This is a genomic window from Rodentibacter caecimuris (assembly GCF_001019715.1).
In the GTDB taxonomy this organism is placed as follows: domain Bacteria; phylum Pseudomonadota; class Gammaproteobacteria; order Enterobacterales; family Pasteurellaceae; genus Rodentibacter; species Rodentibacter caecimuris.
Map to the genome: position 1 here is coordinate 1616443 of NZ_BBXJ01000001.1, position 19635 is coordinate 1636077.

General features: G+C 37.5%; 28 protein-coding genes. 2 read left to right on the forward strand and 26 right to left on the reverse strand.

Features of this window, described 5'->3' with window-relative positions; genetic code table 11:
- Nucleotide 1: 1 nt before the first annotated feature.
- From PNEUHYL_RS07945 to PNEUHYL_RS08025, 17 genes are all read right to left on the reverse strand, one after another.
- On the reverse strand, nt 2-508 hold the full coding sequence (locus PNEUHYL_RS07945; RefSeq protein ID WP_059366892.1) for an integrating conjugative element protein: 507 nt from the start codon (nt 506-508) through the stop codon (nt 2-4).
- Complete coding sequence (locus tag PNEUHYL_RS07950) at nt 508-1512, reverse strand: hypothetical protein (protein WP_059366894.1); 1005 nt, start codon at nt 1510-1512, stop codon at nt 508-510. The genes PNEUHYL_RS07945 and PNEUHYL_RS07950 overlap by 1 nt, the downstream gene beginning before the upstream one ends.
- An 8-nt stretch (nt 1513-1520) precedes the next feature.
- Complete coding sequence (locus PNEUHYL_RS07955) at nt 1521-2285, reverse strand: transglycosylase SLT domain-containing protein (protein WP_255204610.1); 765 nt, start codon at nt 2283-2285, stop codon at nt 1521-1523.
- On the reverse strand, nt 2285-3040 hold the full coding sequence (locus PNEUHYL_RS07960) for a TIGR03759 family integrating conjugative element protein (protein ID WP_059366898.1): 756 nt from the start codon (nt 3038-3040) through the stop codon (nt 2285-2287). The genes PNEUHYL_RS07955 and PNEUHYL_RS07960 overlap by 1 nt, the downstream gene beginning before the upstream one ends.
- Nucleotides 3041-3129: 89 nt before the next feature.
- Entirely contained in the window at nt 3130-3801 is a 672-nt protein-coding gene (gene pilL2 / locus PNEUHYL_RS07965; RefSeq protein ID WP_059366900.1) for a PFGI-1 class ICE element type IV pilus protein PilL2, read from the reverse strand.
- A 282-nt stretch (nt 3802-4083) separates the two neighbouring features.
- A complete protein-coding gene (locus tag PNEUHYL_RS07975; protein ID WP_077663983.1) occupies nt 4084-5454 on the reverse strand; it encodes a PcfJ domain-containing protein in 1371 nt (456 codons plus the stop codon).
- A 133-nt stretch (nt 5455-5587) separates the two neighbouring features.
- On the reverse strand, nt 5588-6391 hold the full coding sequence (locus PNEUHYL_RS07980; protein WP_059366906.1) for a TraX family protein: 804 nt from the start codon (nt 6389-6391) through the stop codon (nt 5588-5590).
- An 85-nt stretch (nt 6392-6476) separates the two neighbouring features.
- Entirely contained in the window at nt 6477-7067 is a 591-nt protein-coding gene (locus PNEUHYL_RS07985) for a hypothetical protein (RefSeq protein WP_059366908.1), read from the reverse strand.
- A gap of 90 nt (nt 7068-7157) precedes the next feature.
- Entirely contained in the window at nt 7158-7634 is a 477-nt protein-coding gene (locus tag PNEUHYL_RS07990; protein ID WP_059366912.1) for a JAB domain-containing protein, read from the reverse strand.
- 96 nt (nt 7635-7730) lie between these two features.
- The gene (locus PNEUHYL_RS07995; protein WP_059366916.1) at nt 7731-7964 is read right to left on the reverse strand and encodes a hypothetical protein; all 234 of its coding nucleotides are present in this window, start codon (nt 7962-7964) and stop codon (nt 7731-7733) included.
- 30 nt (nt 7965-7994) lie between these two features.
- A complete protein-coding gene (locus tag PNEUHYL_RS08000) occupies nt 7995-8642 on the reverse strand; it encodes a DUF3560 domain-containing protein (RefSeq protein WP_059366922.1) in 648 nt (215 codons plus the stop codon).
- A gap of 86 nt (nt 8643-8728) precedes the next feature.
- A complete protein-coding gene (locus tag PNEUHYL_RS08005) occupies nt 8729-9166 on the reverse strand; it encodes a hypothetical protein (protein ID WP_059366925.1) in 438 nt (145 codons plus the stop codon).
- A 118-nt stretch (nt 9167-9284) separates the two neighbouring features.
- The gene (locus PNEUHYL_RS08010; protein WP_239690350.1) at nt 9285-9566 is read right to left on the reverse strand and encodes a CCDC90 family protein; all 282 of its coding nucleotides are present in this window, start codon (nt 9564-9566) and stop codon (nt 9285-9287) included.
- A 165-nt stretch (nt 9567-9731) separates the two neighbouring features.
- The gene (locus PNEUHYL_RS08015) at nt 9732-10175 is read right to left on the reverse strand and encodes an STY4534 family ICE replication protein (RefSeq protein ID WP_059366930.1); all 444 of its coding nucleotides are present in this window, start codon (nt 10173-10175) and stop codon (nt 9732-9734) included.
- A 10-nt stretch (nt 10176-10185) separates the two neighbouring features.
- The gene (locus PNEUHYL_RS13770; RefSeq protein WP_255204587.1) at nt 10186-10317 is read right to left on the reverse strand and encodes a hypothetical protein; all 132 of its coding nucleotides are present in this window, start codon (nt 10315-10317) and stop codon (nt 10186-10188) included.
- Between the two features lie 600 nt (nt 10318-10917).
- Nucleotides 10918-12927 (reverse strand): DNA topoisomerase III, encoded by a 2010-nt coding sequence (locus PNEUHYL_RS08020; RefSeq protein ID WP_059366932.1) that lies wholly within the window; start codon nt 12925-12927, stop codon nt 10918-10920.
- A 75-nt stretch (nt 12928-13002) separates the two neighbouring features.
- Nucleotides 13003-13323: a hypothetical protein gene (locus PNEUHYL_RS08025; protein ID WP_059366933.1), complete on the reverse strand. Its 321-nt coding sequence runs from the start codon at nt 13321-13323 to the stop codon at nt 13003-13005.
- 93 nt (nt 13324-13416) lie between these two features.
- On the opposite strand from PNEUHYL_RS08025, the gene PNEUHYL_RS08030 reads away from it, so the two are divergent.
- Nucleotides 13417-14148 carry a hypothetical protein gene (locus tag PNEUHYL_RS08030; RefSeq protein ID WP_059366935.1) on the forward strand — a complete coding sequence of 244 codons (732 nt, stop codon included), beginning with the start codon at nt 13417-13419 and terminating at the stop codon, nt 14146-14148.
- A gap of 175 nt (nt 14149-14323) precedes the next feature.
- Here PNEUHYL_RS08030 and PNEUHYL_RS08035 read toward each other — a convergent pair whose 3' ends face one another.
- From PNEUHYL_RS08035 to PNEUHYL_RS08045, 3 genes are read right to left on the reverse strand one after another with little or no spacing between them, the layout of a single operon-like run.
- A complete protein-coding gene (locus tag PNEUHYL_RS08035) occupies nt 14324-14794 on the reverse strand; it encodes a hypothetical protein (protein ID WP_059366937.1) in 471 nt (156 codons plus the stop codon).
- A gap of 45 nt (nt 14795-14839) precedes the next feature.
- Nucleotides 14840-15286: a single-stranded DNA-binding protein gene (ssb, locus tag PNEUHYL_RS08040; RefSeq protein WP_059366939.1), complete on the reverse strand. Its 447-nt coding sequence runs from the start codon at nt 15284-15286 to the stop codon at nt 14840-14842.
- Nucleotides 15287-15308: 22 nt separating this feature from the next.
- Nucleotides 15309-15500: a hypothetical protein gene (locus PNEUHYL_RS08045; RefSeq protein WP_059366941.1), complete on the reverse strand. Its 192-nt coding sequence runs from the start codon at nt 15498-15500 to the stop codon at nt 15309-15311.
- A gap of 182 nt (nt 15501-15682) precedes the next feature.
- On the opposite strand from PNEUHYL_RS08045, the gene PNEUHYL_RS08050 reads away from it, so the two are divergent.
- Nucleotides 15683-15877, forward strand: a complete 195-nt coding sequence (locus PNEUHYL_RS08050) for a hypothetical protein (RefSeq protein ID WP_011609871.1) — start codon at nt 15683-15685, stop codon at nt 15875-15877.
- Nucleotides 15878-15880: 3 nt separating this feature from the next.
- On the opposite strand, the gene PNEUHYL_RS08055 is transcribed toward PNEUHYL_RS08050, so the two are convergent.
- The 6 genes from PNEUHYL_RS08055 to PNEUHYL_RS08080 form a co-directional block, all read right to left on the reverse strand.
- Nucleotides 15881-16090 carry a hypothetical protein gene (locus PNEUHYL_RS08055; protein WP_059366944.1) on the reverse strand — a complete coding sequence of 70 codons (210 nt, stop codon included), beginning with the start codon at nt 16088-16090 and terminating at the stop codon, nt 15881-15883.
- 3 nt (nt 16091-16093) lie between these two features.
- Nucleotides 16094-16840: a hypothetical protein gene (locus PNEUHYL_RS08060; protein ID WP_129582418.1), complete on the reverse strand. Its 747-nt coding sequence runs from the start codon at nt 16838-16840 to the stop codon at nt 16094-16096.
- A gap of 37 nt (nt 16841-16877) precedes the next feature.
- Nucleotides 16878-17360, reverse strand: a complete 483-nt coding sequence (locus PNEUHYL_RS08065; RefSeq protein ID WP_059366951.1) for a hypothetical protein — start codon at nt 17358-17360, stop codon at nt 16878-16880.
- Between the two features lie 81 nt (nt 17361-17441).
- On the reverse strand, nt 17442-17999 hold the full coding sequence (locus PNEUHYL_RS08070) for a hypothetical protein (RefSeq protein ID WP_059366953.1): 558 nt from the start codon (nt 17997-17999) through the stop codon (nt 17442-17444).
- A 207-nt stretch (nt 18000-18206) separates the two neighbouring features.
- Complete coding sequence (locus PNEUHYL_RS08075) at nt 18207-18701, reverse strand: DUF3158 family protein (RefSeq protein WP_059366955.1); 495 nt, start codon at nt 18699-18701, stop codon at nt 18207-18209.
- Between the two features lie 9 nt (nt 18702-18710).
- Entirely contained in the window at nt 18711-19457 is a 747-nt protein-coding gene (locus tag PNEUHYL_RS08080) for a PFL_4669 family integrating conjugative element protein (protein ID WP_059366957.1), read from the reverse strand.
- Between the last annotated feature and the right edge of the window lie 178 nt (nt 19458-19635).

Genomic DNA, 19635 nt, shown 5'->3' on the forward strand with positions numbered 1-19635 from the left:
GTTACTGAGTAATCAGAGAATCTGTCATCAGTAATGGATAATGATAAATACCAATACGATCAGCTAACGTGTCTGCTGCCACGGGCATTAATGATAATTTCGGGGCTAAATTGCGCAATTGGTCAAGTTCTTCCGCCGTATTGACATTAATCACCAATCCGGTTGCTTGTTGCTGAACCAATTCCTGATAATTTGCTTTCAACCATTGTTTTGACGTTTCATCAAAACCAATTAAGAAAATAGGCATTGCGCCGGGTAAATTAACCGGTTTTGACTCAACCTGCCCTACCGTCCACTTATGTGATACCACAGGAAGTAACATATTTTCAGACATCTCCCCCGGTACGGCATTAGGGTGCTGAGGTGCATTTTCTGTATGGACAGGTTGAATAGATTCATAAAAACGTACCGCACTTTCCCCCCCTAAATCTGCAATGATCTTTAATTCTGCGAAGGAGTGTGCGGAAAAGAATAATCCAAGCCATAAAAAATGATTTAATTTCTTCATTATTTTTGCTCCAAAATTTTATCTACGATATCACCCACTCCGCCATACTCCTCCTCGAGGAGCCATTCATCACTAAATTTTTCAAAGCGACCAAATGGGAAAGGAAAACCTTGCGGAAAGGTAATGTCTGCTTGCTGGAAAAATGGAATAATCTCGTGACCATACAAAATCTTATTTTCAATGAGCATGGAAGTGAGTTGCTTATAGACGGATAAATTCAAACTAAAAAATGCTTGTAATAGCTGCGTTTGTTTCTCTTTTAAGGCATTTAATTTCGCCTCATTGGCATTAAATTCAAACTCAGAGAGCGGCTCAATATAAAAAATACCCTTAAAATGGTTTTTTAAATAAAGGCGGGCAAGCTCAAACCATTCATGATTATCATAGATAGAACCTAGTGAATTATCTTGTAACAAGATACTTTCTCCCTCACGACCGGCAAGGGAGGCGAGCATTTGCCATTCAATAAATAACCGACTTTGTGTGACCCGTTTAGAAGTAAAAGCGGAAACATAGCCTAAACTTGTAGTATTATCCGTGTGTTCCTTCACTTCAACTTTCATAGAAGGGGGCAATTGACCTAATGCACCATAAACAAGAAGATGACCGGCCTCATGGGCACCGACATATCGAATATCTTGCGGTGTCATTTTTCTATGGATAACAGATACCCCGCTGGGTAACCTACCTTGTTCATTGCTTTTTGGAGAGAAAATACCGCAAATAAAACGCACCATTTTTTCGGCAAGGACAATAAACACCCCAAAAGATAAACAGGTACTATACAAATCGGTAAAAAACCGATGATACTCGGGTGTATTGGGTTTTATTGCGATAAGTTGAACTAACGTTGTGTCAAAATCGGTTGGTAAAAGTAGATAGAACCAAAAAATACCATAGCTAGCTAATGCCAAAAATAACGCATTTGCCATCATAAAAATAAGTTGTCGTATAAACGAAAAAATAGTACGAATGGGGTTAGAAGATAATGATATTCCAAACATTTTAGTTCCTACATCTTGACGGTGTTATCAATCCAGAGCACATTATTATCGCTAGGCTCAATCCAAATCATTGCGTTTTTTACCGCACTTTGACCTGTTGGCAACGACGGTTTTGTCTCTGTAGTTGAAGGTCGTTTTTTATGAGTCTGTGGCTTAATCCACACGATTTCAGTTTGCTTTCCTGTCTTCGATACAAAATTTGCTATAGATTTATGGCTGTTATATCGCCCTGTTTGGTAAGCGATAAATTGTTTTACCGACATTCCCCGTTTCATACCATTTCGACGCATATTGCGAATATCTTCAGCCGTTGAACGCCCTAAAATGGCACGATGCAATCCCTCTAAACCAATATTATGAGCTAAATACAAATTCTCATCGGTTGGTTTTATGCCTCTTTCTACAAATTGCTCTATATGCCACCGGGCATAAAGTGCGGTTGCCAAAGTGTTGATGTATTTATTATGACGGGGATCGAATCGCGTATTACGATTTTTTGCCGTTACCGGACGCATGCCTATACGATATCCTTCAACGGTATTGGATAAAAAATTCCAGGTTCCCATAGTAAATTGTCCGACGCCGATAGGGCCTGTTGGCGAGATTTTTCCATACCAACCGTCTTCCATCTTAACCAGCCCCCGCAACATTGTTTCACTGACTTGATAACGATTTGCCGATTCTTTGATATACGTATCAATTTCACGCCCAAATCCGTTAAACCGAGCTTGTGTAACCAAAGGTAAGGTAAGCAAGATACAACCCAATTTGATTAATAAGTGAGATTTATCCACTGCCCTTCTCCATCAATGCCAAATGCAGCCGGCATTTTCCCCTTTGCATATTTTGCCCAATTCAAGTTGAGATCGTGGTTTAAGGTAATTTGACGTTTTTTGACTTTCTCCACATTAATATGATTCGCTAATGCCCAATCACGAATCTTGTTATCATCTTTTCGACTATCGACAACATAGATGTCAACTTGTGTGTCTCCGGCATAATTCAATAGTTTCATCATATCGCGACCACATTCTTGACAGTCATTAATACGGGTAAAATAAATAATACGGCGAATATTGCCGGATTGAATTTGGCTATCGCCTACATTAAATGGCAAGATATTCGGGTACAATTCATTAAATGCTTGCGTATAAGCAATTTGAAAGGCGATTTCTTTTTCTGCCCGTTCAAACTCTTTTTTGGCAAGTAATCTCGCATAACGTCGCCGCTCTTCCTCTGTTGTGGCCTCTACACCTAACGCTGTCAATGGGTCAATATTCGGTGTCCAAATACCACGTGCACCGTGTTTCATCACTGTTTCATATTGTTGCCAATCACGCTCGGTCAATCCCCACTCAGACCATTTATTTTCAGTCAACGACTGAGTATGATTCTGCTGTTGGGTAGAGGTGTTGGATTGAGAAAACACCTGCTTAGTTAAATTTTCATTTTGAGAAACGGAAGTAGCGAAAGTAGGGAAACTCAAGACAAGTGGAGTCAATAACGCGAGGGGCTTAAAAAATTTCATAGTCGCTCCAATAAATAAAATCATTGAGGCGACTATGCCAAAAAGACTGGAAAATCGTAATGAAAAATTCTATCGTGATTGGAAATAATTTACTTCATGCCGATATCCACATCTACCCGTTCTTTAGGCTGAGGCGATAGTGGAATGGAGGCACGTTTTTCAAAACAGACTTGACGACGTGTATCATCGACAATCAATTCAAATGCCTCACCAACAAGCATTTGTAACGCATCCCGTAACCGCATTGAGCCAAATTGATAATGAACTTTTGGTAACGGACGTCCAAATAACTGACGCACATCTTCATCAGCCGGCAAACTACATAAATTATAACCGGTATTATTTAAAGTGGTGTGCAACCCTTGACGTACTGTCGCCGTATATTGTTTTTTCTTAACCGGTACATTGACATCGACTAATTGCTCCAACAGATATTTTTGTCCGCCGATTGGTGCACTGGTGACGAGCGTATAACGACCATAACGAATCACTTCGGGATATTCTTCATAGGTGGTATTGATATAAATATCCTCGCTGACCTTGCGGTAGGAATTTACCTCTTTTACACTCCCTATGGTTTGTTCTGTTAGCCGAATCGTCGTATTCGGAATTGTCGTAGATTGTGTCGTGGTGATAGGTTGTTGTGTCGGCATTGGAATACCGGGAGAAAGCGCCGACTCATCGGAAGTGGCATTTTGGGCACACCCGGAGAGTATCAAAGATGTGGTTACAACGGCTAGGGTTAAAACCGCTTTTTTCATAGTCACCTCAAGTTTATAGTAAAAAGATACTGTTACTATGCAAAAAACGATTGTTGTTTTTAAGGAAAAAACAAAAAAAAGATTGAAACAATTTTCAATGATTAGATATTGATAACAAATTTAACTGCTGACAAAATTTTTTGCCTATTTTCATTAGCTTTTGAGAGATATAACCATTACACACCCCGCGATGTTGTTCAATTTCCCAAGTATGATGATGAATATCTCGGTAAATCCCCAAGGTGGAACGAGCAATCTCAATTTGATTTTCATCCCGTTCTATCACCGAAAAAGCAAGGTACTTCCTTCCGCACAACGATGTGCATAGGAGAAAATACAATGTCGCATTATTTGTCCTTCATCAAATAAGGCTTTTCCATTATTTAAGGCTGTGACTAAAACATTCGCCTCTTCCCAAACCATAATCGGGCTTTCCCATTGCAAGGCCAATTGAGCTTGATGTTCTTCATCTTGAGCCTGTTGTTGTTCAAGAAGGTATTGTCTATGCCAGGCGTTACTACGCTCTACTATCCTTTCCCATGATTGAGGTATTCCCCCTCGATATCCAATAGCCCGCCAGTAATCAGCCATATCAATGACTTGGTTCGCTACGTTTTTAAGACAATGTTGCAATGCACGAAATCCTTGTTCTTGCCAAACATTCAGCATATGCAAAATAAACAATCGAATAATGCGAATTTTTTGCGCACCAAATGTATCAAAACTATCGCTCAACCTTATGACGAAAATTTTGACACAAACCGGAATTTTCTCTTGAATACCACATTCGACTAAACAGGAAAGTTCTTGTCCAGACCATTGCGCGATAAACTTCGGCGATTGCTTTTTTAACCAACGCCATTGCTTTTTGGTCATACCGGGTAAATGTATTTTCGCAATTCGATTAAGCTCACGGATAGCGCATTCATTTGTCCAATAATCAAAACTAAATAAATTGGGGTCATCCCAATGTTTTGCCGGAAAATATTTTAATAATGGAAGAAGATTAGGGTATTCCGTTTCAACACGCTTAACTTTTTCTAGATGATTGTGGATATAAATATAATCTGAAAAATGAAAATAAGTGGTGAATCCTTTTATTTTTATTAAATAGGAAAACACCGATTTATCAATAAAATGCCGCCAAATGAATTTAGTAATATACTTTGAATGTCCAGCTAACTGATTGTTAAGTTGGGCGTACTTTAATATGAGTCGTTGCAAAGCCTTATTCACTGTAGATGTACCCAGGCGATTCATTCTCCAAGCCAGGCGATCATAAGTAGAATAGCGTTTATCATAATCGACAAATTTTTGCAGTTTAGGCAACATCATATCAATCATAGCCATCAACATATTATGATTTTTTAATGGCATTAAATCGGGCAATGATGAAAACCGGGCAAAATGATAAATTGCTTCATTAAGTCTTGCCTTATACCATTTATTTGATTTTAGATTGAAATAATAAGCTGAAATTTTACCGGTCTTTAAATTTCTCTTATAACGATAGAAATTAAAAAAAGTCATTGAAATAAACTGACTATTTTCCTCCAACTGATAAGCTCGATAGAGTTTATATTCAAAAATTTTCTCTCTCATCGTTCTATAATATTGCGTTAATTCTTCGCTACCAAATAAAAGCCTGTTCATTTTGTGTACAACTATAAGGATATCATAGTCGTATCATCTACTAATTACCCTGCACTTTTAACAAAGAAATAAACTTGAACTTAAAATAAAAAAACATATTCAATCTTCCAATCAAATATGCTTTTTAATCACCTTATAGGTTATCCAGTAACATTTTCATCCCAGCTAATAACCAAAGATGAGCGGGATAAAACGCATAGAAAAAGTACATCTGAAATTTTGAGGGTTTTCTCCTACCCATATTAAACCAAGCAGGAATGTTACGTTCTTGAGGCGGGGACAGGATAAAATAGACAGACATAACAATAGCCAATATCATTGGAAAGCCAATAGTGGTGTCATAATATGCCGACATCATTTCCTCATTCGCTAAAAATGCAAATCCCACTAATCCAATAAACCATAATTGACGGCTTATTTTTGTCATTGGCAGATAACGAACAAAAAAATAACACGCCACACAATACGAGAGTCCTCCGAAATGATAATCCGAATAATGAGATAAAATCACCCCTACCCCACCTAATACAGCATATTTTATGGCGAAAATAAGTTGCTCTCCTTGAGATTGGATGGATTGAAGATGAGTTAAGCGGGAAAAAGAAAAAATAACTAAAATAAGCCCAACAAATTGCCCATAAATATTTAATCCGGCATCAGGAATAAAAAAAACGTAAGCATATTGAGCCGGTATACCAAATAAAATCAGTTTTAACAGATAACTGAGTGTGCGACGTGTGTTTAACTCTCGACTTGCCAGATTAAATGCCATTAAAAAACCAAATGTCAGGAAAGAAAATCGACCAATTAATCGAAATAATATAAGTTCGGGGGTATATCCGCCAAATATGGCCCCAACATGATCAAAAACCATCGTACAAAGTGCGAGCCATTTTAATAAATTTCGTTGCGTATTCGTTATGTCTTTCACGGTCATTTATCCTTCCTTTCCCTATTGTATCGCAAAAAAAGTAAAGCCTATCCACAAAAAGTAGATAGGCTTAATAGTTTATAAATTAAAATCAATACTCGTATTCGAGCATAATGGTTGTAGAACTTCGGTCAGCTTCGGTGAGCACATAAACGTATTCGTCACCAATATAATGATGACTTAATACCCGTCCACCGTTTTCCACAGCATGATCATTTAATGCCCAATCGCTAGGACCAACCATCCCCCAATCATAGCGGTGCTGTTTTTCAATCAATCTATGGATATCTTGCATAGCTAATGATTTTTCAACTTCAGCAGTGCAGACGACTTTACCAAGCGTAAAAGGCATCTTTCTTGATTGGTATAGCATCCAGTCAAAATAACCTTTTGTTCGATCATGAGTTTCATCGGAAAAACAAACTTCTGTCCGATAAGTTTCTGAGTCCAAATCGGTTATCACTACGACGTCATGCTCACCGAATGGATAGGCGTAGTAGTTCACGACAAATTTCACATTAGGATCATAAGATATTTGACGCCATTCACCATTCTTTAACTTGATATAACCATCCCGGTGAGACGTGGTGACTTGACTAATCTCATCTGCCGTTAACTCCGCTGAGATCCGACGGGAAATAATGATTTTACCTAATTCTAAAACATAATTTTTCTGACACATGGTGTTTCTCCTAAACTTAATTTTTAAGTAAAAATGTAAAAGGGATAACACCATCATTGAGGGATGTTATCCCTCAATGGGCTGTACAAACTAATCTATCAGTAAGCTATTTTCTGAAAAACTGTAGTATTCACTACCGAATACAATAATGTGATCAAGTAAATCAACTTCCATTAATCTACATACTCTCATCATTCCCTCTGTAAACTTCTGGTCTTGATAACTGGGTACCACATTTCCGGATGGATGGTTGTGCCCAATCACAATTGCAACCGCGTTTAGCTGTAATGCCCGCTTAATGACTTCGCGAGGCGATATTGACACGGAAGTCACATTGCCCTGAAACAATATTTCAGCTTTAAGCAAACGATGACTACAATCTAAAAATAATACCGCACACATTTCTCTTTCTTCATAACCTATTAGGGTTTGAAAGTGAAACGCGACCATTTCCGATTCCATTAATTCTTTTTCAGAACGATATATTGGAGTATTCTCCGTTATTTTCGTCAAAATCTCTTTCGCCTGATTTAAGATAGTTTGTTCATTTGCATTTAATTGGTACATTTGATATTCCTTCTAAAAAGAGGGAATATCCCCATAAGGGAAATATTCCCTTTATGGGGTAAAAGTGCAGTCAAAATTGACCGCACTTTCAAGTGATTATTTTGAAGCAATCGTGTTTATTTCCACGACTTTATAGTTTAAATATCCATGATAAACATAGGGAGGATTATGGATTTGACATAAGTCACCAACCCGGAGTTGCGATACAGGAATATAAGCATTGTCAATCGGATAATGAGATACACCGACATCAATCACTTTTCCGTCTGCTTCAGTTGTGATTCTATGTAAATCTTGTCCTTTATCTTCTAAGATAATTTCATATTTCATAGATTGCTCCTTTCATAGCGAGGTAAACGTTTATGCCCAAAGCAATTTGGCTAATTTCACTTTTTTCTCTAACTCATTGACTGCTTTCTTAGCGTAAGTGAGAGAATAAGCGTGCGACCGCTTTTCCGGGTGCTCCTTCAAGTCTTGGTGCTTTTCACGGGCTTTTTCCAGCTCAAACTGAAAATACTCAAGGCTTTCCGGCATCGATAAATCTATTTTATCAGCCATTCTCTCCCAGTAAGCAATACGGTCTTGATAGCTTACGGCTTTTTTCATTTCCTCAACGGATTTATCCATTCGGCGAGCATTACGTTCTATCAACGCACAATGGCGTTTCTCACTATGGTGCCCAATTTTAATCGGCTCAGCGAGACGAAGAAATTCACGCCCCTCGTTTGCCGCTTCGCACCACTGGTTACTCCGCTTGGTTGCATTATCAGCATAACCCTGATAGCGTTCGGCCCGTTTTTCAGCTCGTGTTTGAGCGTTTTCACCGTCACAACGTATAAACGAGTAAAAATAAGCATCTTCAGTCTGTTTCACGAGATTGTGAATTTCGACCTCTGCTTCTTTGCCATATTTACTGGTTAAAGTAACGATGTCGCCCTTAACATGAGCTTCAGGACATTTAGCAACAAAAACGTTTGGACAAAATTTTGCATAAGTATTAATGGTCATCGTATTTCTCCTTGATGTAAAAAAGAAGGGAAATACGCTGCCCAAAGGGAACATATTTCCCTTTAGGGTTGTAAAAGAAAATTAATCTAAAACAGCTTTCTAGGTGAATAGCTGATACAGCCTTCGGATTTCTCAATATCGACAAATAAATATTCATATTTATCGTAGAGTTTAACCAAAGGATGTGTCCGATTTAATACACTACGACAGATACCGTGCATACCAAAAAAATACCAAGGTATGGCTGAATCGTACATATCGTATTTTTCTACCATATTGAATGCATCAACGGTATCTAAGTAAGCTACATCTTGAGTAGCTTTCTCTGATGCCACGGCAATCTCGCTATTTAACCGATGTAAAATATCCGCCCATCCCGGTGAAGACTGAATCCGTTGACGAAGATAATCTCGCAAATCTATCAAATCACAATGATAGACAGTCAGCAGATAAACGCTCTCCATCACGTTTTCATAGGTCGTTTTACGGGACAAAGTTGGTATAGGTAAATGGGTCGCTATCATTTTGTTTCTCCTCATAGAAAAATAAGGGGAAACGTCCGTGGGGAGGTTTCCCCAACGGGTAAATGAAAGATAAAAGTGCGGTTAAATTTGAACGCACTTTGGAAAGTAAAAGAAAGAATTAGTTGATAAACTTCATCAAGCTCATCAATACACCTGTTCCAGCCAAAATTAAACCCGCCATTTTGTACATGGCTGAAGTTAATTCTGTTCTCAATTGGGACATTTCCAATCTAAGTTCAGCTTTTAACTCTTTTAAATCAGCCTTGGTTGCAAGTGGGCTTTGGCTTTGTTCCAGTGCATCATCTAATGCATTGGCAAGGGCTTCGGCCATTTCGGTCGATTGATTAGCCTCTTGCAATTTTTTTACAAAACGCAATTTATCAAAGCGAATGGTTGCCATAGCATTCCCCATATAATTTCTCCTAAGGTTGGTTAATCATAACACAAAGAGAAATTCCCCACGAAGGGAAAACTTCCCCTTGTGGGTAATGGAAAAAATCACCATTATTTCGGTAAAACAAAGACCAACAACATTGCTGGTCTTTATTGTTTAAGATCATGCTGACTATTGGTTTTCACCTTGTTCAGCCGATTTTTGAGATTTTTGTTCTCGCTGATATTTAACGTCACCATCAACTTTAATCATATCGATGAGAATTAAACGCCCTTTTAAGGACACGCCAACATCTCCTTTTTTATGGTACTGAGTATCCTTTGTATAAGTAAAGGTATCAGTCCATATATCAGAGATATTAAATGAAATGAGCACTTTTCTCTTTTCATCCACGGCTTGTTCACAACGTTTAATTAAACTCTCGGCTTCTTTACCAACAACGTTGGTATCGAAATAACGATACTCCACATCATTGTTATCACCGACTAAAGCGGCAATACGGCAAGCTAAGAAAGGTGAACCTTTTTTAGGCGTTACCGTGCGAATATCGCTTAAATAGCCGATGCCTGTGGTGTGTAAGTTAAAATAAGTTTTAGCGTTAGTTTGAGTAGACATAATGTTTCTCCTAATTGTAAAAAAGCGGAGAAACATCCTTACCCAATGCACGGGAAAAATGTTTCCCGCCAAGGGTTAAATTGATAAGTAAAATAAGCGTTCCCAATATCATTGGAGCTCTTTTCAGAACGCTGAGAGACATTGAACTCCCCACTCATCAACGACGAGGCATTGCTCTTTCAAGGGATGGCAATGTTTAAGTGCTATCAACGATAGCTGCTTAATATTTAAAGATGGGCTTAATGTAAAATTTTTTGTATAAAATAAATACATTTAATTGAATATTCTGTTTAGACAATAAAATAGCCCCTAGGCAAACGCACCAGGGGCTACACAGATAAGAACAAATTTGATAAGTCAGGCTATATAATACAAGTGGTGCTGTATCATCCTCGTCAAAACATAATACAACGACATTCTTCTATTATTCGGTAACAAAGCAGCCTCTTACCGATACAACGCGCATTATTACAATGCAAAGGGCACTCAATGTTTCACCGGTGAGCTCCGGTTTGGATAAATAAGCATTACTGCAAGGACAAAAAAATACCTCAATACTCTTTTGTCCTTACAGTAAATCAATTTGTAAGGTAGCGACAAAAAATCGTATCGCATGGTTTAGTTTGCATTCCTGCCAACAGCAGAGTCCTTTTCAGAATGCTGAGGAACATTTTTCTGTATTGATGACCGACAATACAAAGCGGTTTTGCAAATCAAATTGTAGCAAATCTACAAAACAACATCAAACGAGGATCTGATTTCCCCTTTCTCTCACAACTTTTTTCTTTCTTGTTCGTTTTCCGCCAATACTTTCTAATCCATCACATTTAGGGTATTGGCTGCATCCCCAAAATAAACCGTTTTTTCCCTTCCGCTTGATCATCGGGGAACCACATTTAGAACACTTTTTAATTTCAATACTTCCTAAAGAGATCCCTTTTGCAAGACACTCTTTCATCAATTGCCGAATAAACTGCTCTTGTCTCTGCATAAAAACATCAAGTGAAAGCGTTTTTTCTGCAATCTGATTCAGGGCTTGCTCCCAAAGCGCGGTTAAACCCGGATCTTTGAGTAATACCGGCAAGTTATCAATCAAAGAAACGGCTTCATTTGTAGCAATCAATGATTTCCCTTTTTTGGCTAAGAAACCTTTATCAATCAACCCCTGAATTGTTCCGGCTCGCGTTGCCTCCGTGCCAAGCCCTTCCGTTTCACGTAACCGTTGTTTTAATCTCTCATCCGTAACAAATCTAGCCGCATTTTTCATTGCACTGAGTAGCGTCCCTTCAGTGAAATGGTTTGGCGGTGTGGTTTGTTGGGTTTTCATTTCCGTATCGATGACCCGGCAAGTTTGTCCTTGCGTTAAGGTCGGGAGCGCTTGTTTAGATTCATCTTCTTCATCAAGCGTTTTGCCAAATAAGATTTTCCAGCCGGGAGCAATCAACACATTCCCCCGTGCAGCCAACACATGTTGGCCGCACTTCAACACAATTTGGGTTTTATCGGTTTCACTCACCGGTAGGAACTGAGCTAAATAACGACGGCGAATCAAATCGTAGATCCTAAACTCATCTTCCGACATTTTACTGATGTCCGCTTTTACCATAGTCGGAATAATGCCATGGTGAGCGGTAATTTTTTTGTCGTTCCATGCTCGGGATTTTTGACTTAGATTTAACTTTGAGGCAATAGGTTGTAATCTGCTGTCAGATTGAATGAGACACTGAATTACCCTCGGTGCTTCCACTAACTGGGATTCAGGCAAGTAACCGCAATCAGTACGTGGATAGGTCGTAGCTTTGTGGGTTTCATAAAGTGATTGAGCAATATCAAGCACTTGTTGTGCCCCAAGTCCATAGAGGCGGTTTGCTTCAGATTGTAAATCGCTCAAGGCAAATAAAAGCGGCGCACTTTGTTTTTCCCGTTTTGTCTCAACCGATTCAACTTTCGCTTGACCGATTTGACGAATTTGCTGATTAGCAGCCTGTATCACTTGAGCGGATAAACAAAGCCCATCTGTATCACAATATTGTTCAGGGATAACATATTGTGTAGCAAAAGGTTGCGTTCCCTCAGAAAGCATAACCTGTAATGTAAAGTGCTGCTTTGGAATGAAATTTTTAATTTCGCGGTCACGATTAACGACAAGACTTAACGTAGGACTTTGTACACGTCCCACACTTAATGGTTTACCTTGATAACCTTTTTGTTGGGCAAGCAGCGTAAAAAGGCGGGAGAAATTCATCCCGATAAGCCAATCAGCTCGGCTACGGGCAAGTCCCGCATAGTAAAGTGGTAAAGTGTCTTCGTTATTCTTTAATGCCCCTAATGCTTTACGAATACTGGCATCATCTAATGCAGACAACCAAAGGCGTTTTATTTGACCTCGAAACTTCGCTAAATCAAGCAGCTCCCGGGCTATCGTTTCCCCTTCTCGGTCAATATCGGTAGCAATCACAACCAATTGTGCTTGCTTAATGAGTTTTATCACAACATTGTACTGTTTCTTCGTTTCTTTTTTAGGTGAAAGCCCCCACTGTGACGGAATAATGGGTAAGGTTTCAAATGCCCATTTTTTAAAAGCGGGATCGTATTGTTCCGGATTAAACTGCTCAACCAAATGCCCAATTCCCCAGGTCACAATCAGCTGACCATCCGGTGTTGATAAACAACCCTCACCACGTTTTGTTGCCCCTAATACTTTGGCAATATCATTACCTTGAGAAGGTTTTTCACAAAGAAAAAGTTTCATCGTTACCAAATTGACTCATGTTAATTAATTATATTGAAGTTAAATCGGTTTTAAGGTAAAAGTAACGATTAATTGTTATGAATGTTTAGAGAATTTTTTACTGCCATTCTTTATGAAGAACGATTTTAATTCTTTTCGAGAAAGATCTGTTGTTTGAATAGCAAGAAGTAGCTGCCGACATGCTTCACAAGAAGAAATGGTCTCTAGTTCTAAGCTAGAATTACTTTGATGGCGACTGACAAAGTCTTCCCAATCATCAGGATATACGCCACCATGAATGGTGATAAAAAAATCCCGAATATCTTCTATTGGCGCAGACATAACCCAGTTCTCTAATTCTTCTTGATAATCTGACATAACTTGTTCAATCATTCGAGGAAAGATCGATGATGACATGAGAAATCCTTTTTAATTATATTTCCTACAATTAAATCGAATCAATGAAACCTAAACAATCAATAATTCAATTGTAAATAAAGGAGAGTATTTATGGGATGGAAGAAAATTAGAATTGATTTTGCTACAACAGTAAAATGTCAATTTTGTCCTCGACATATTACATCGGGTAAGGCCGTGATTGTCCAACACGATAATGGGATGCTAAGTTATGCTGGGCCAAGCTGTGCGAAAGATCCAAATAAAGTGGATAACCCTAAAGAAAAAATTATAGATGTAACAAAAGGGTGTGTAGAAGAACATATCTCCACTAAAAAGGAGGTAAAAATAGCAATCAATACAGAGCAAGATGAAAACTTGCCTACATCATTAGATTTTGATAACTACTTTGACGAAAATGCTGCTAAGGCTTACTTGTTGTTAAGATTTGAAAAACTTGCTCACATTCAAAAAATTTCAGATTTTAAGTCAAAAAAGTTAAACAGTATTTATCAAAAATATGTAATTGAGAACAAAATATCACTGGATGATGAAAAATACCTTAGTATGGTCATGCATGGTAAGAAATATCCAGAGTTTACCTATAAATCATTACAATCACTCTATGCCACTGATTTCTGGTTAAGGGTCTTCCTAGAAAAGAAACCAGAACATAAATTCATTAAAAGTTTACTTGAACAACTTCATCAGAACTTAAGCTTAAGCAAACCTCAAATGGAAAAACTAAATGAATGTTTTACTGAAGTAAAAGGAATGAAAATCACACTAAAAACAAATTCTTTTGGGCAAAAAAAAGCCCCTTTTCATCATGGGGCGAGAGTTTAGATGAGATGAATGGTCAAAGGATTGACCGGTAGGATCTCAAGGAAAGTTATTGTTATAAGATACAAAAATATTATAAAAATTTGTCAATTGAACAAAAAGAGAAAAAAGATAAAAAGAATTTTTCAAAAAAAAGCTCCAACAGATGTTGGAGCAAATAAGGAGAATTCACCATTTATTATTTTATAGTTTTTAAAATATCTTGTTTAATTTCTGTGGCCAATTCAGGCGTACCACGGACTTTCCAGTATACTTTACTATTTCTCCCATCTTTTTCAAGGCTAATATCAAGGTAATATTGATTCTTCTCACCAAGTGCCCTAGCCATACGATAATAAACACCCGGATTGGTTTCATGAACAATGCCATCTTGTTCCATTTGATGTGTTTTCCATTTACGCACATCACCATATGCTCGCCCTAAATATTCATCTTTCGTTGGAAAATTAAATTCTCGTTTTAAACGAACATATAGAGTATCAATATCACGCTTAGAAGTGGCTTCGTCATCAAAAGACTGAATACTCCCAATTCCCAATGTTTTATTGAGTTGGCCTGCAAACTCACCCACTTTATTGTTAATAGCAGTAAGTTCGGCACATCCATTCAAACTTAATGCTATTAATGAAATAAGAAAAACGTTTTTCATCAAGAATATCTCCATTCAATCTGACATATTTTATATTTATGGAATTCAGAACGGAATATCATCATCAAAGTTATCCATTGTAGACTGCTCTGGCTGAGGTTGATGCCCCTGTTGTTGAGAAGGTTGATGTTGACCCGTTGCTGAATTTGAATTTTGCGGACGAGAACCTAACATCTGCATCACATCACCCTGGATTTCGGTTATGTAGCGATCTTGACCATTCTGATCTTGCCACTTACGTGTACGCAAGCGACCTTCTACATAAACTTGCGAACCTTTCTTCAAATATTCACCACAGATTTCAGCTTGACGACGATAGAAAATAATACGGTGCCATTCTGTTAATTCACGACGTTCACCGTTATTTTTATCTGTCCAACTTTCACTGGTTGCTACACTAATATTGGCAACTGCCTCCCCATTTGGCATCGTACGAATTTCGGGATCATTTCCAAGGTGTCCCACAATAATTACTTTGTTTACTCCAGCCATAATAACTCCTTATTTTTAAATATTATTCTTCCCAGTTTTCCGCATAGATATGATTTCGAGTTTCAAGCTGATTTAATTGGTTAAGTACATCAATCGCTAATCTTTTCTCATCATCCTCATTAAAGGGAGATTTAATTTTTTCGTACTCTACTGACGAATCAACCACCGACTTTCCATCAATACTGATACTGAAATGAATATTCACTTTTCCCATAATATTACTCCCATGCGTAATTAATGAATTGATGGAGATTGTGCATACATTATGAAGAATACTTAAGAGGAAATTCACTTGATAAATAAGAGAATTATGAGTCGCTTATTTAGCCACACCGACTCTATGTGCTGTATTGAATTTCCATTTTTATCTACCACAACAAAAATAGGAAAATCAATATGTCAGAAAAACTTAGTATTACCTTTGGCGAAGCCGTTATTGCAGCCTCAAATCTCTTGTCACTAGATTTAGGAGAAAGAAATCCAAACGACCTTATAAAAGAATGGAATAAATCACCCTATTCTCAGGAAGATTTTATTGCGATTAAACTAAATACCTTAGCGAAAGCTATTTATAAAATCTGTAATCGATAATATCTACGGATTTTTATCTATTGTAAAGTTATCCCAAGGTCTTGCTTCAATCCATCTTTCAGCGTGGAAGGCATTCATCTTGTCTACAATTTCTTTTGTTAATTTACGCTCCTGAGAGAAGTAAGAGCGTTTTTCTGCCTGTTCTTCGATTTGATGTTGAACAATGGTTTCTCCCTCGATTTCGACTGTAAACGTCATTTTCACATTTACCATTTTTTATCTCCTAAATAGCGATATTAATTGCGACAACCAAGATTTTTGCTTATTTTTAGATTGTTGTTTAACAGATAATTGAGTTGTGAGCTCAAAAAGTTTTCTCTCTGCTTGTTCAAAATTCAGCTCTTCTTGTAATTCACGATAACTTTCCTTATCGTGTTCTTTCCAAATTAAATAAGGTTGAAAATAATCAATCATCCAACCAGCTGTATCTTCTCGTTTTATCTGTTTTGATTCTGGTGTGAGAATAACGGATAAACCAAGTTGGCTAATCTTCTCACTTAGCTCACGGTATAGCCGATAAAACGCCTCATCAATATCATAATGATTGATTGTCACGCCATGCAGTTGGGTTTCTCCTGTTTCATAAAACATAAATTTAGCAAGACAGGTTCGATGATTCCCATCTGAACCAATATAGTAATCTATTCCATCAAAGGTATTGAAATATATGGTCGGAAGTTTCACTGCTATATCGCGATAATATTCAGGTTGTTTGTTCTGCAATGAAAGGTTGATATTCATTTTTTTACCCGATGTAAGGAAATCTAACCAAGAACAATTTTGATATTGTTGGCAATCGGTACCTACAACCCGAAACACATTCACAGAACCTTGAGAAGTCCAATAATGACGGCGGAGAAATATCCTTGCTTGAGAAAGATACTGCGTATCCCAAGGCTGAATAGAATCAAAAGCCCAAGGCGGCGGATTTTTTATTACTCTCAAGAAAAGAGGCGTTCTCATTTCCTCGTAAATCTTATCATTTGACAACGACTCTATATCAAATTCCATAAACAATATCTCTCTTTTCAATATTTGAATAAAGATACAAACGTTTTCTAATAATATACTCCACAAGACTACGATAAAAATCCTGGACGATCTCCAATTCATCCCGCTTTTCATTCTTTAGAGAATTGTCAATTTGACTGAGAAGAGTGGGTGTAAAAACTACCTTTAAAATTTCATAATCCGAATAATAGTCCAGCGACGGATATAACCAATCTAATACAAGATCAGATTCAAAACTAAAAAATTTATAGGGATTCCAAAGAATTTCTCTCAATAAGATACCCATTTCACCAAGAGATAATTTATGTTGAGAGCGAAAAGATTCAAAAAGGTCAATATCGATATAGCATCGGTTAGAAGAAATATGTTTCAAAAATACTTCCAATTGACTTTCTTGCTCTTTTAACAGAAATTTTTTTAATCTCCAGCGGAGATATAGGTAACGTAAACGTTGAGAATATGGCAATTTCATGATTACCTCTACAAATAAATTTGGTAGAGATATTACTCATAAACCGACAAAAACCAACTATTAATCAAATGCTTTAAAAAATTAAAAAAGATTTCCTATTTTATTAATAAGAATAAGTCCTTCAGGAATAATTTGAAATATACTGATTGATGTTGTAATGATACCGATAACTACGGTACAACATAACTTAAACTGATTTTTAGTATTTAAGGTTTGAATTTCTTGGGCAATTTGAAATACTAGCTCTGAAGAAGACTCATTCATTTTTACAAGTGCCCTCATCTTATTTCGCAAAGTGACAGGTAAGTCAGATAGAAACCCCATATTTTGATAACGTAGAGAAATTTTCCGTAAATAAGCTAACTTAGCTTCATCATCAAAATCACTATCATCCTCTAATTCAACAAGTAACCCAAATAATGTGGTACAAACTTCATCATATTTAAGCTTAGTTTTAGCAATATAAATATCCAATGAGTCATCGTTAAAAAAATCTCTTAGCAATGCATTCCTAATGATTTTCTTCAACTCCGTCATACGAGCTTGCTGGTGATATTTATAAAATCCCCAAATTACCGCAAAACCAATTAGATCAAATACAATCAGAAATGCGAGATTCATTTTATCAGGCTCAGACATAATTGCTCCTTAAAAGTGATGTACTGCTATGTATTCACACTTGAAAATATCACACTTCACTTAAATTATCATTGCCTTTTCCTCGTCAAAGGTAAGGGGCTCGCTCCCTTACCTTTAAAGGCCTTTTATTTAAACCTTTACAAGCAACTATTTTCAAGGGATTACAAGCAATGAAAAAAAGGCTATACAGGCAACAAAGATCGGAGATCAAATATGTTCCCCACCTTGACATAGCTCATCAATTTTTTCCATTTTCTCCGCACACTCTGATAACTGGCGCATAATAGAGGTTAATATAGAAACTTGCATATTCAGCACCAGACGCTCTTTTTCTATCTGCACCAACGATTTTCTGACTTCATCAGAATAGCTCACATCACTGACAATATTTTCCCAAGCTTTTTGTCCGCTTTTATTATTTTCTACATTGCGCCAACGTAAATAAACTGAGCCGGCACTACTGGCTGAATCACGATAAAGTAAAAGAGGAAGCGTCCCCACGAGCGTATCGGTTATATTTCTAACAATCGTGGGATAACTTGCAATCATACCGTCACGTGCAATGCGAATCTGCTCCAGTAATAGCTTAATTTCTTCCGGTGAAGATAACTCCCCGAAAAAATTTCGCATAAGCCCGTTGATATTATGTTTAGCGGCAAGATCTCGATACATATTTTCCGGAATTAACGCATAAATTTTCATTGTGATAATTTACTCCCTCTCTAAAACATCACTATTATCGGATGTACTTGGATGAATATCCGGTGCAAAACGTGCCCGACGCGTTCCTTCTAAAATGTCCTGCGGCAGTTCAAGTTTAAAGCGTTGTCGCACTTCTTGATAACGCGCTGAATTATTACGCACATCTTGGCGGGTAATTCCGCTATGTCGGTACGTTTCGATAACCCCAAAACAACGACGTAATAAAATTGAACCGGCTTCAAGCCATTCACGGGCTTCGGCTTTTGTCAGCAAGGCGATATAAGCAGCCGTCATCGTCGTTTTTGCCAGTGTATCAAACTCACAAAGTAAATAAATCAATTTATACGCTAAAGGGGAGTCAGCATAGATTTGGTAAATAGCGGGCTCAATATTACTACAGCGTTGAATATCAATCCCATCCGGGAGCTGTTCTGCATGGATTTCAACTAAATCTGCGATAAGTTTTTTCATTTGTTCTGTATTATTGAGCACCATATTTTCAAATTCAGCTAAATAATAGTCTGCATAAGGATCGTCATTTGCCGCATCTTTTTGGAGCTGAGAGAGAAGTGATAGACATCCCGGTATGCTTAAAATCCCGGGACGAACAATTTTTTTCCCTTCACGAAGGATAGGGCGACCTTGCCACATTCGTGTTGCATATTGGGAATGCAATGTTAATGTAATTTCGCTACGAAGTGCGCCCATTTGCGGTTGAGTTGATTGTGGTTCATGCAATGTATTTTCTGCGATCATGGTGTTACCTCTTTTTATGTAAAGAATTTAATGTCTATTTTTTGCACTAACTGTAAACACTGTTTACACTTTGTCTATTTTTCGTACTAACTGCCACCCTGGGTGGCACTTTGTCTATTTTTTGTACTAACTGTAAACACTGTTTACACTTTGTCTATTTTCTGTACTAACTACTAAA

Bases quoted from the DNA above. Each gene is read 5' to 3' on its own strand.
- PNEUHYL_RS13770 (WP_255204587.1), bottom strand. From the start codon at position 10,317: ATGTCTCTCAGCGTTCTGAAAAGAGCTCCAATGATATTGGGAACGCTT.
- PNEUHYL_RS08055 (WP_059366944.1), bottom strand. From the start codon at position 16,090: ATGGTAAATGTGAAAATGACGTTTACAGTCGAAATCGAGGGAGAAACC.
- PNEUHYL_RS08075 (WP_059366955.1), bottom strand. From the start codon at position 18,701: ATGAAAATTTATGCGTTAATTCCGGAAAATATGTATCGAGATCTTGCC.
- PNEUHYL_RS08015 (WP_059366930.1), bottom strand. From the start codon at position 10,175: ATGTCTACTCAAACTAACGCTAAAACTTATTTTAACTTACACACCACA.
- PNEUHYL_RS08070 (WP_059366953.1), bottom strand. From the start codon at position 17,999: ATGTCTGAGCCTGATAAAATGAATCTCGCATTTCTGATTGTATTTGAT.
- PNEUHYL_RS08030 (WP_059366935.1), top strand. From the start codon at position 13,417: ATGGGATGGAAGAAAATTAGAATTGATTTTGCTACAACAGTAAAATGT.
- PNEUHYL_RS08060 (WP_129582418.1), bottom strand. From the start codon at position 16,840: ATGAGAACGCCTCTTTTCTTGAGAGTAATAAAAAATCCGCCGCCTTGG.
- PNEUHYL_RS08020 (WP_059366932.1), bottom strand. From the start codon at position 12,927: ATGAAACTTTTTCTTTGTGAAAAACCTTCTCAAGGTAATGATATTGCC.
- pilL2 (WP_059366900.1), bottom strand. From the start codon at position 3,801: ATGAAAAAAGCGGTTTTAACCCTAGCCGTTGTAACCACATCTTTGATA.
- PNEUHYL_RS08025 (WP_059366933.1), bottom strand. From the start codon at position 13,323: ATGTCATCATCGATCTTTCCTCGAATGATTGAACAAGTTATGTCAGAT.
- ssb (WP_059366939.1), bottom strand. From the start codon at position 15,286: ATGGCTGGAGTAAACAAAGTAATTATTGTGGGACACCTTGGAAATGAT.
- PNEUHYL_RS08050 (WP_011609871.1), top strand. From the start codon at position 15,683: ATGTCAGAAAAACTTAGTATTACCTTTGGCGAAGCCGTTATTGCAGCC.
- PNEUHYL_RS08005 (WP_059366925.1), bottom strand. From the start codon at position 9,166: ATGATAGCGACCCATTTACCTATACCAACTTTGTCCCGTAAAACGACC.
- PNEUHYL_RS07985 (WP_059366908.1), bottom strand. From the start codon at position 7,067: ATGTGTCAGAAAAATTATGTTTTAGAATTAGGTAAAATCATTATTTCC.
- PNEUHYL_RS08010 (WP_239690350.1), bottom strand. From the start codon at position 9,566: ATGGCAACCATTCGCTTTGATAAATTGCGTTTTGTAAAAAAATTGCAA.
- PNEUHYL_RS07960 (WP_059366898.1), bottom strand. From the start codon at position 3,040: ATGAAATTTTTTAAGCCCCTCGCGTTATTGACTCCACTTGTCTTGAGT.
- PNEUHYL_RS08000 (WP_059366922.1), bottom strand. From the start codon at position 8,642: ATGACCATTAATACTTATGCAAAATTTTGTCCAAACGTTTTTGTTGCT.
- PNEUHYL_RS07945 (WP_059366892.1), bottom strand. From the start codon at position 508: ATGAAGAAATTAAATCATTTTTTATGGCTTGGATTATTCTTTTCCGCA.
- PNEUHYL_RS07950 (WP_059366894.1), bottom strand. From the start codon at position 1,512: ATGTTTGGAATATCATTATCTTCTAACCCCATTCGTACTATTTTTTCG.
- PNEUHYL_RS07975 (WP_077663983.1), bottom strand. From the start codon at position 5,454: ATGAACAGGCTTTTATTTGGTAGCGAAGAATTAACGCAATATTATAGA.
- PNEUHYL_RS08065 (WP_059366951.1), bottom strand. From the start codon at position 17,360: ATGAAATTGCCATATTCTCAACGTTTACGTTACCTATATCTCCGCTGG.
- PNEUHYL_RS08035 (WP_059366937.1), bottom strand. From the start codon at position 14,794: ATGAAAAACGTTTTTCTTATTTCATTAATAGCATTAAGTTTGAATGGA.
- PNEUHYL_RS08080 (WP_059366957.1), bottom strand. From the start codon at position 19,457: ATGATCGCAGAAAATACATTGCATGAACCACAATCAACTCAACCGCAA.
- PNEUHYL_RS07995 (WP_059366916.1), bottom strand. From the start codon at position 7,964: ATGAAATATGAAATTATCTTAGAAGATAAAGGACAAGATTTACATAGA.
- PNEUHYL_RS08045 (WP_059366941.1), bottom strand. From the start codon at position 15,500: ATGGGAAAAGTGAATATTCATTTCAGTATCAGTATTGATGGAAAGTCG.
- PNEUHYL_RS07990 (WP_059366912.1), bottom strand. From the start codon at position 7,634: ATGTACCAATTAAATGCAAATGAACAAACTATCTTAAATCAGGCGAAA.
- PNEUHYL_RS07980 (WP_059366906.1), bottom strand. From the start codon at position 6,391: ATGACCGTGAAAGACATAACGAATACGCAACGAAATTTATTAAAATGG.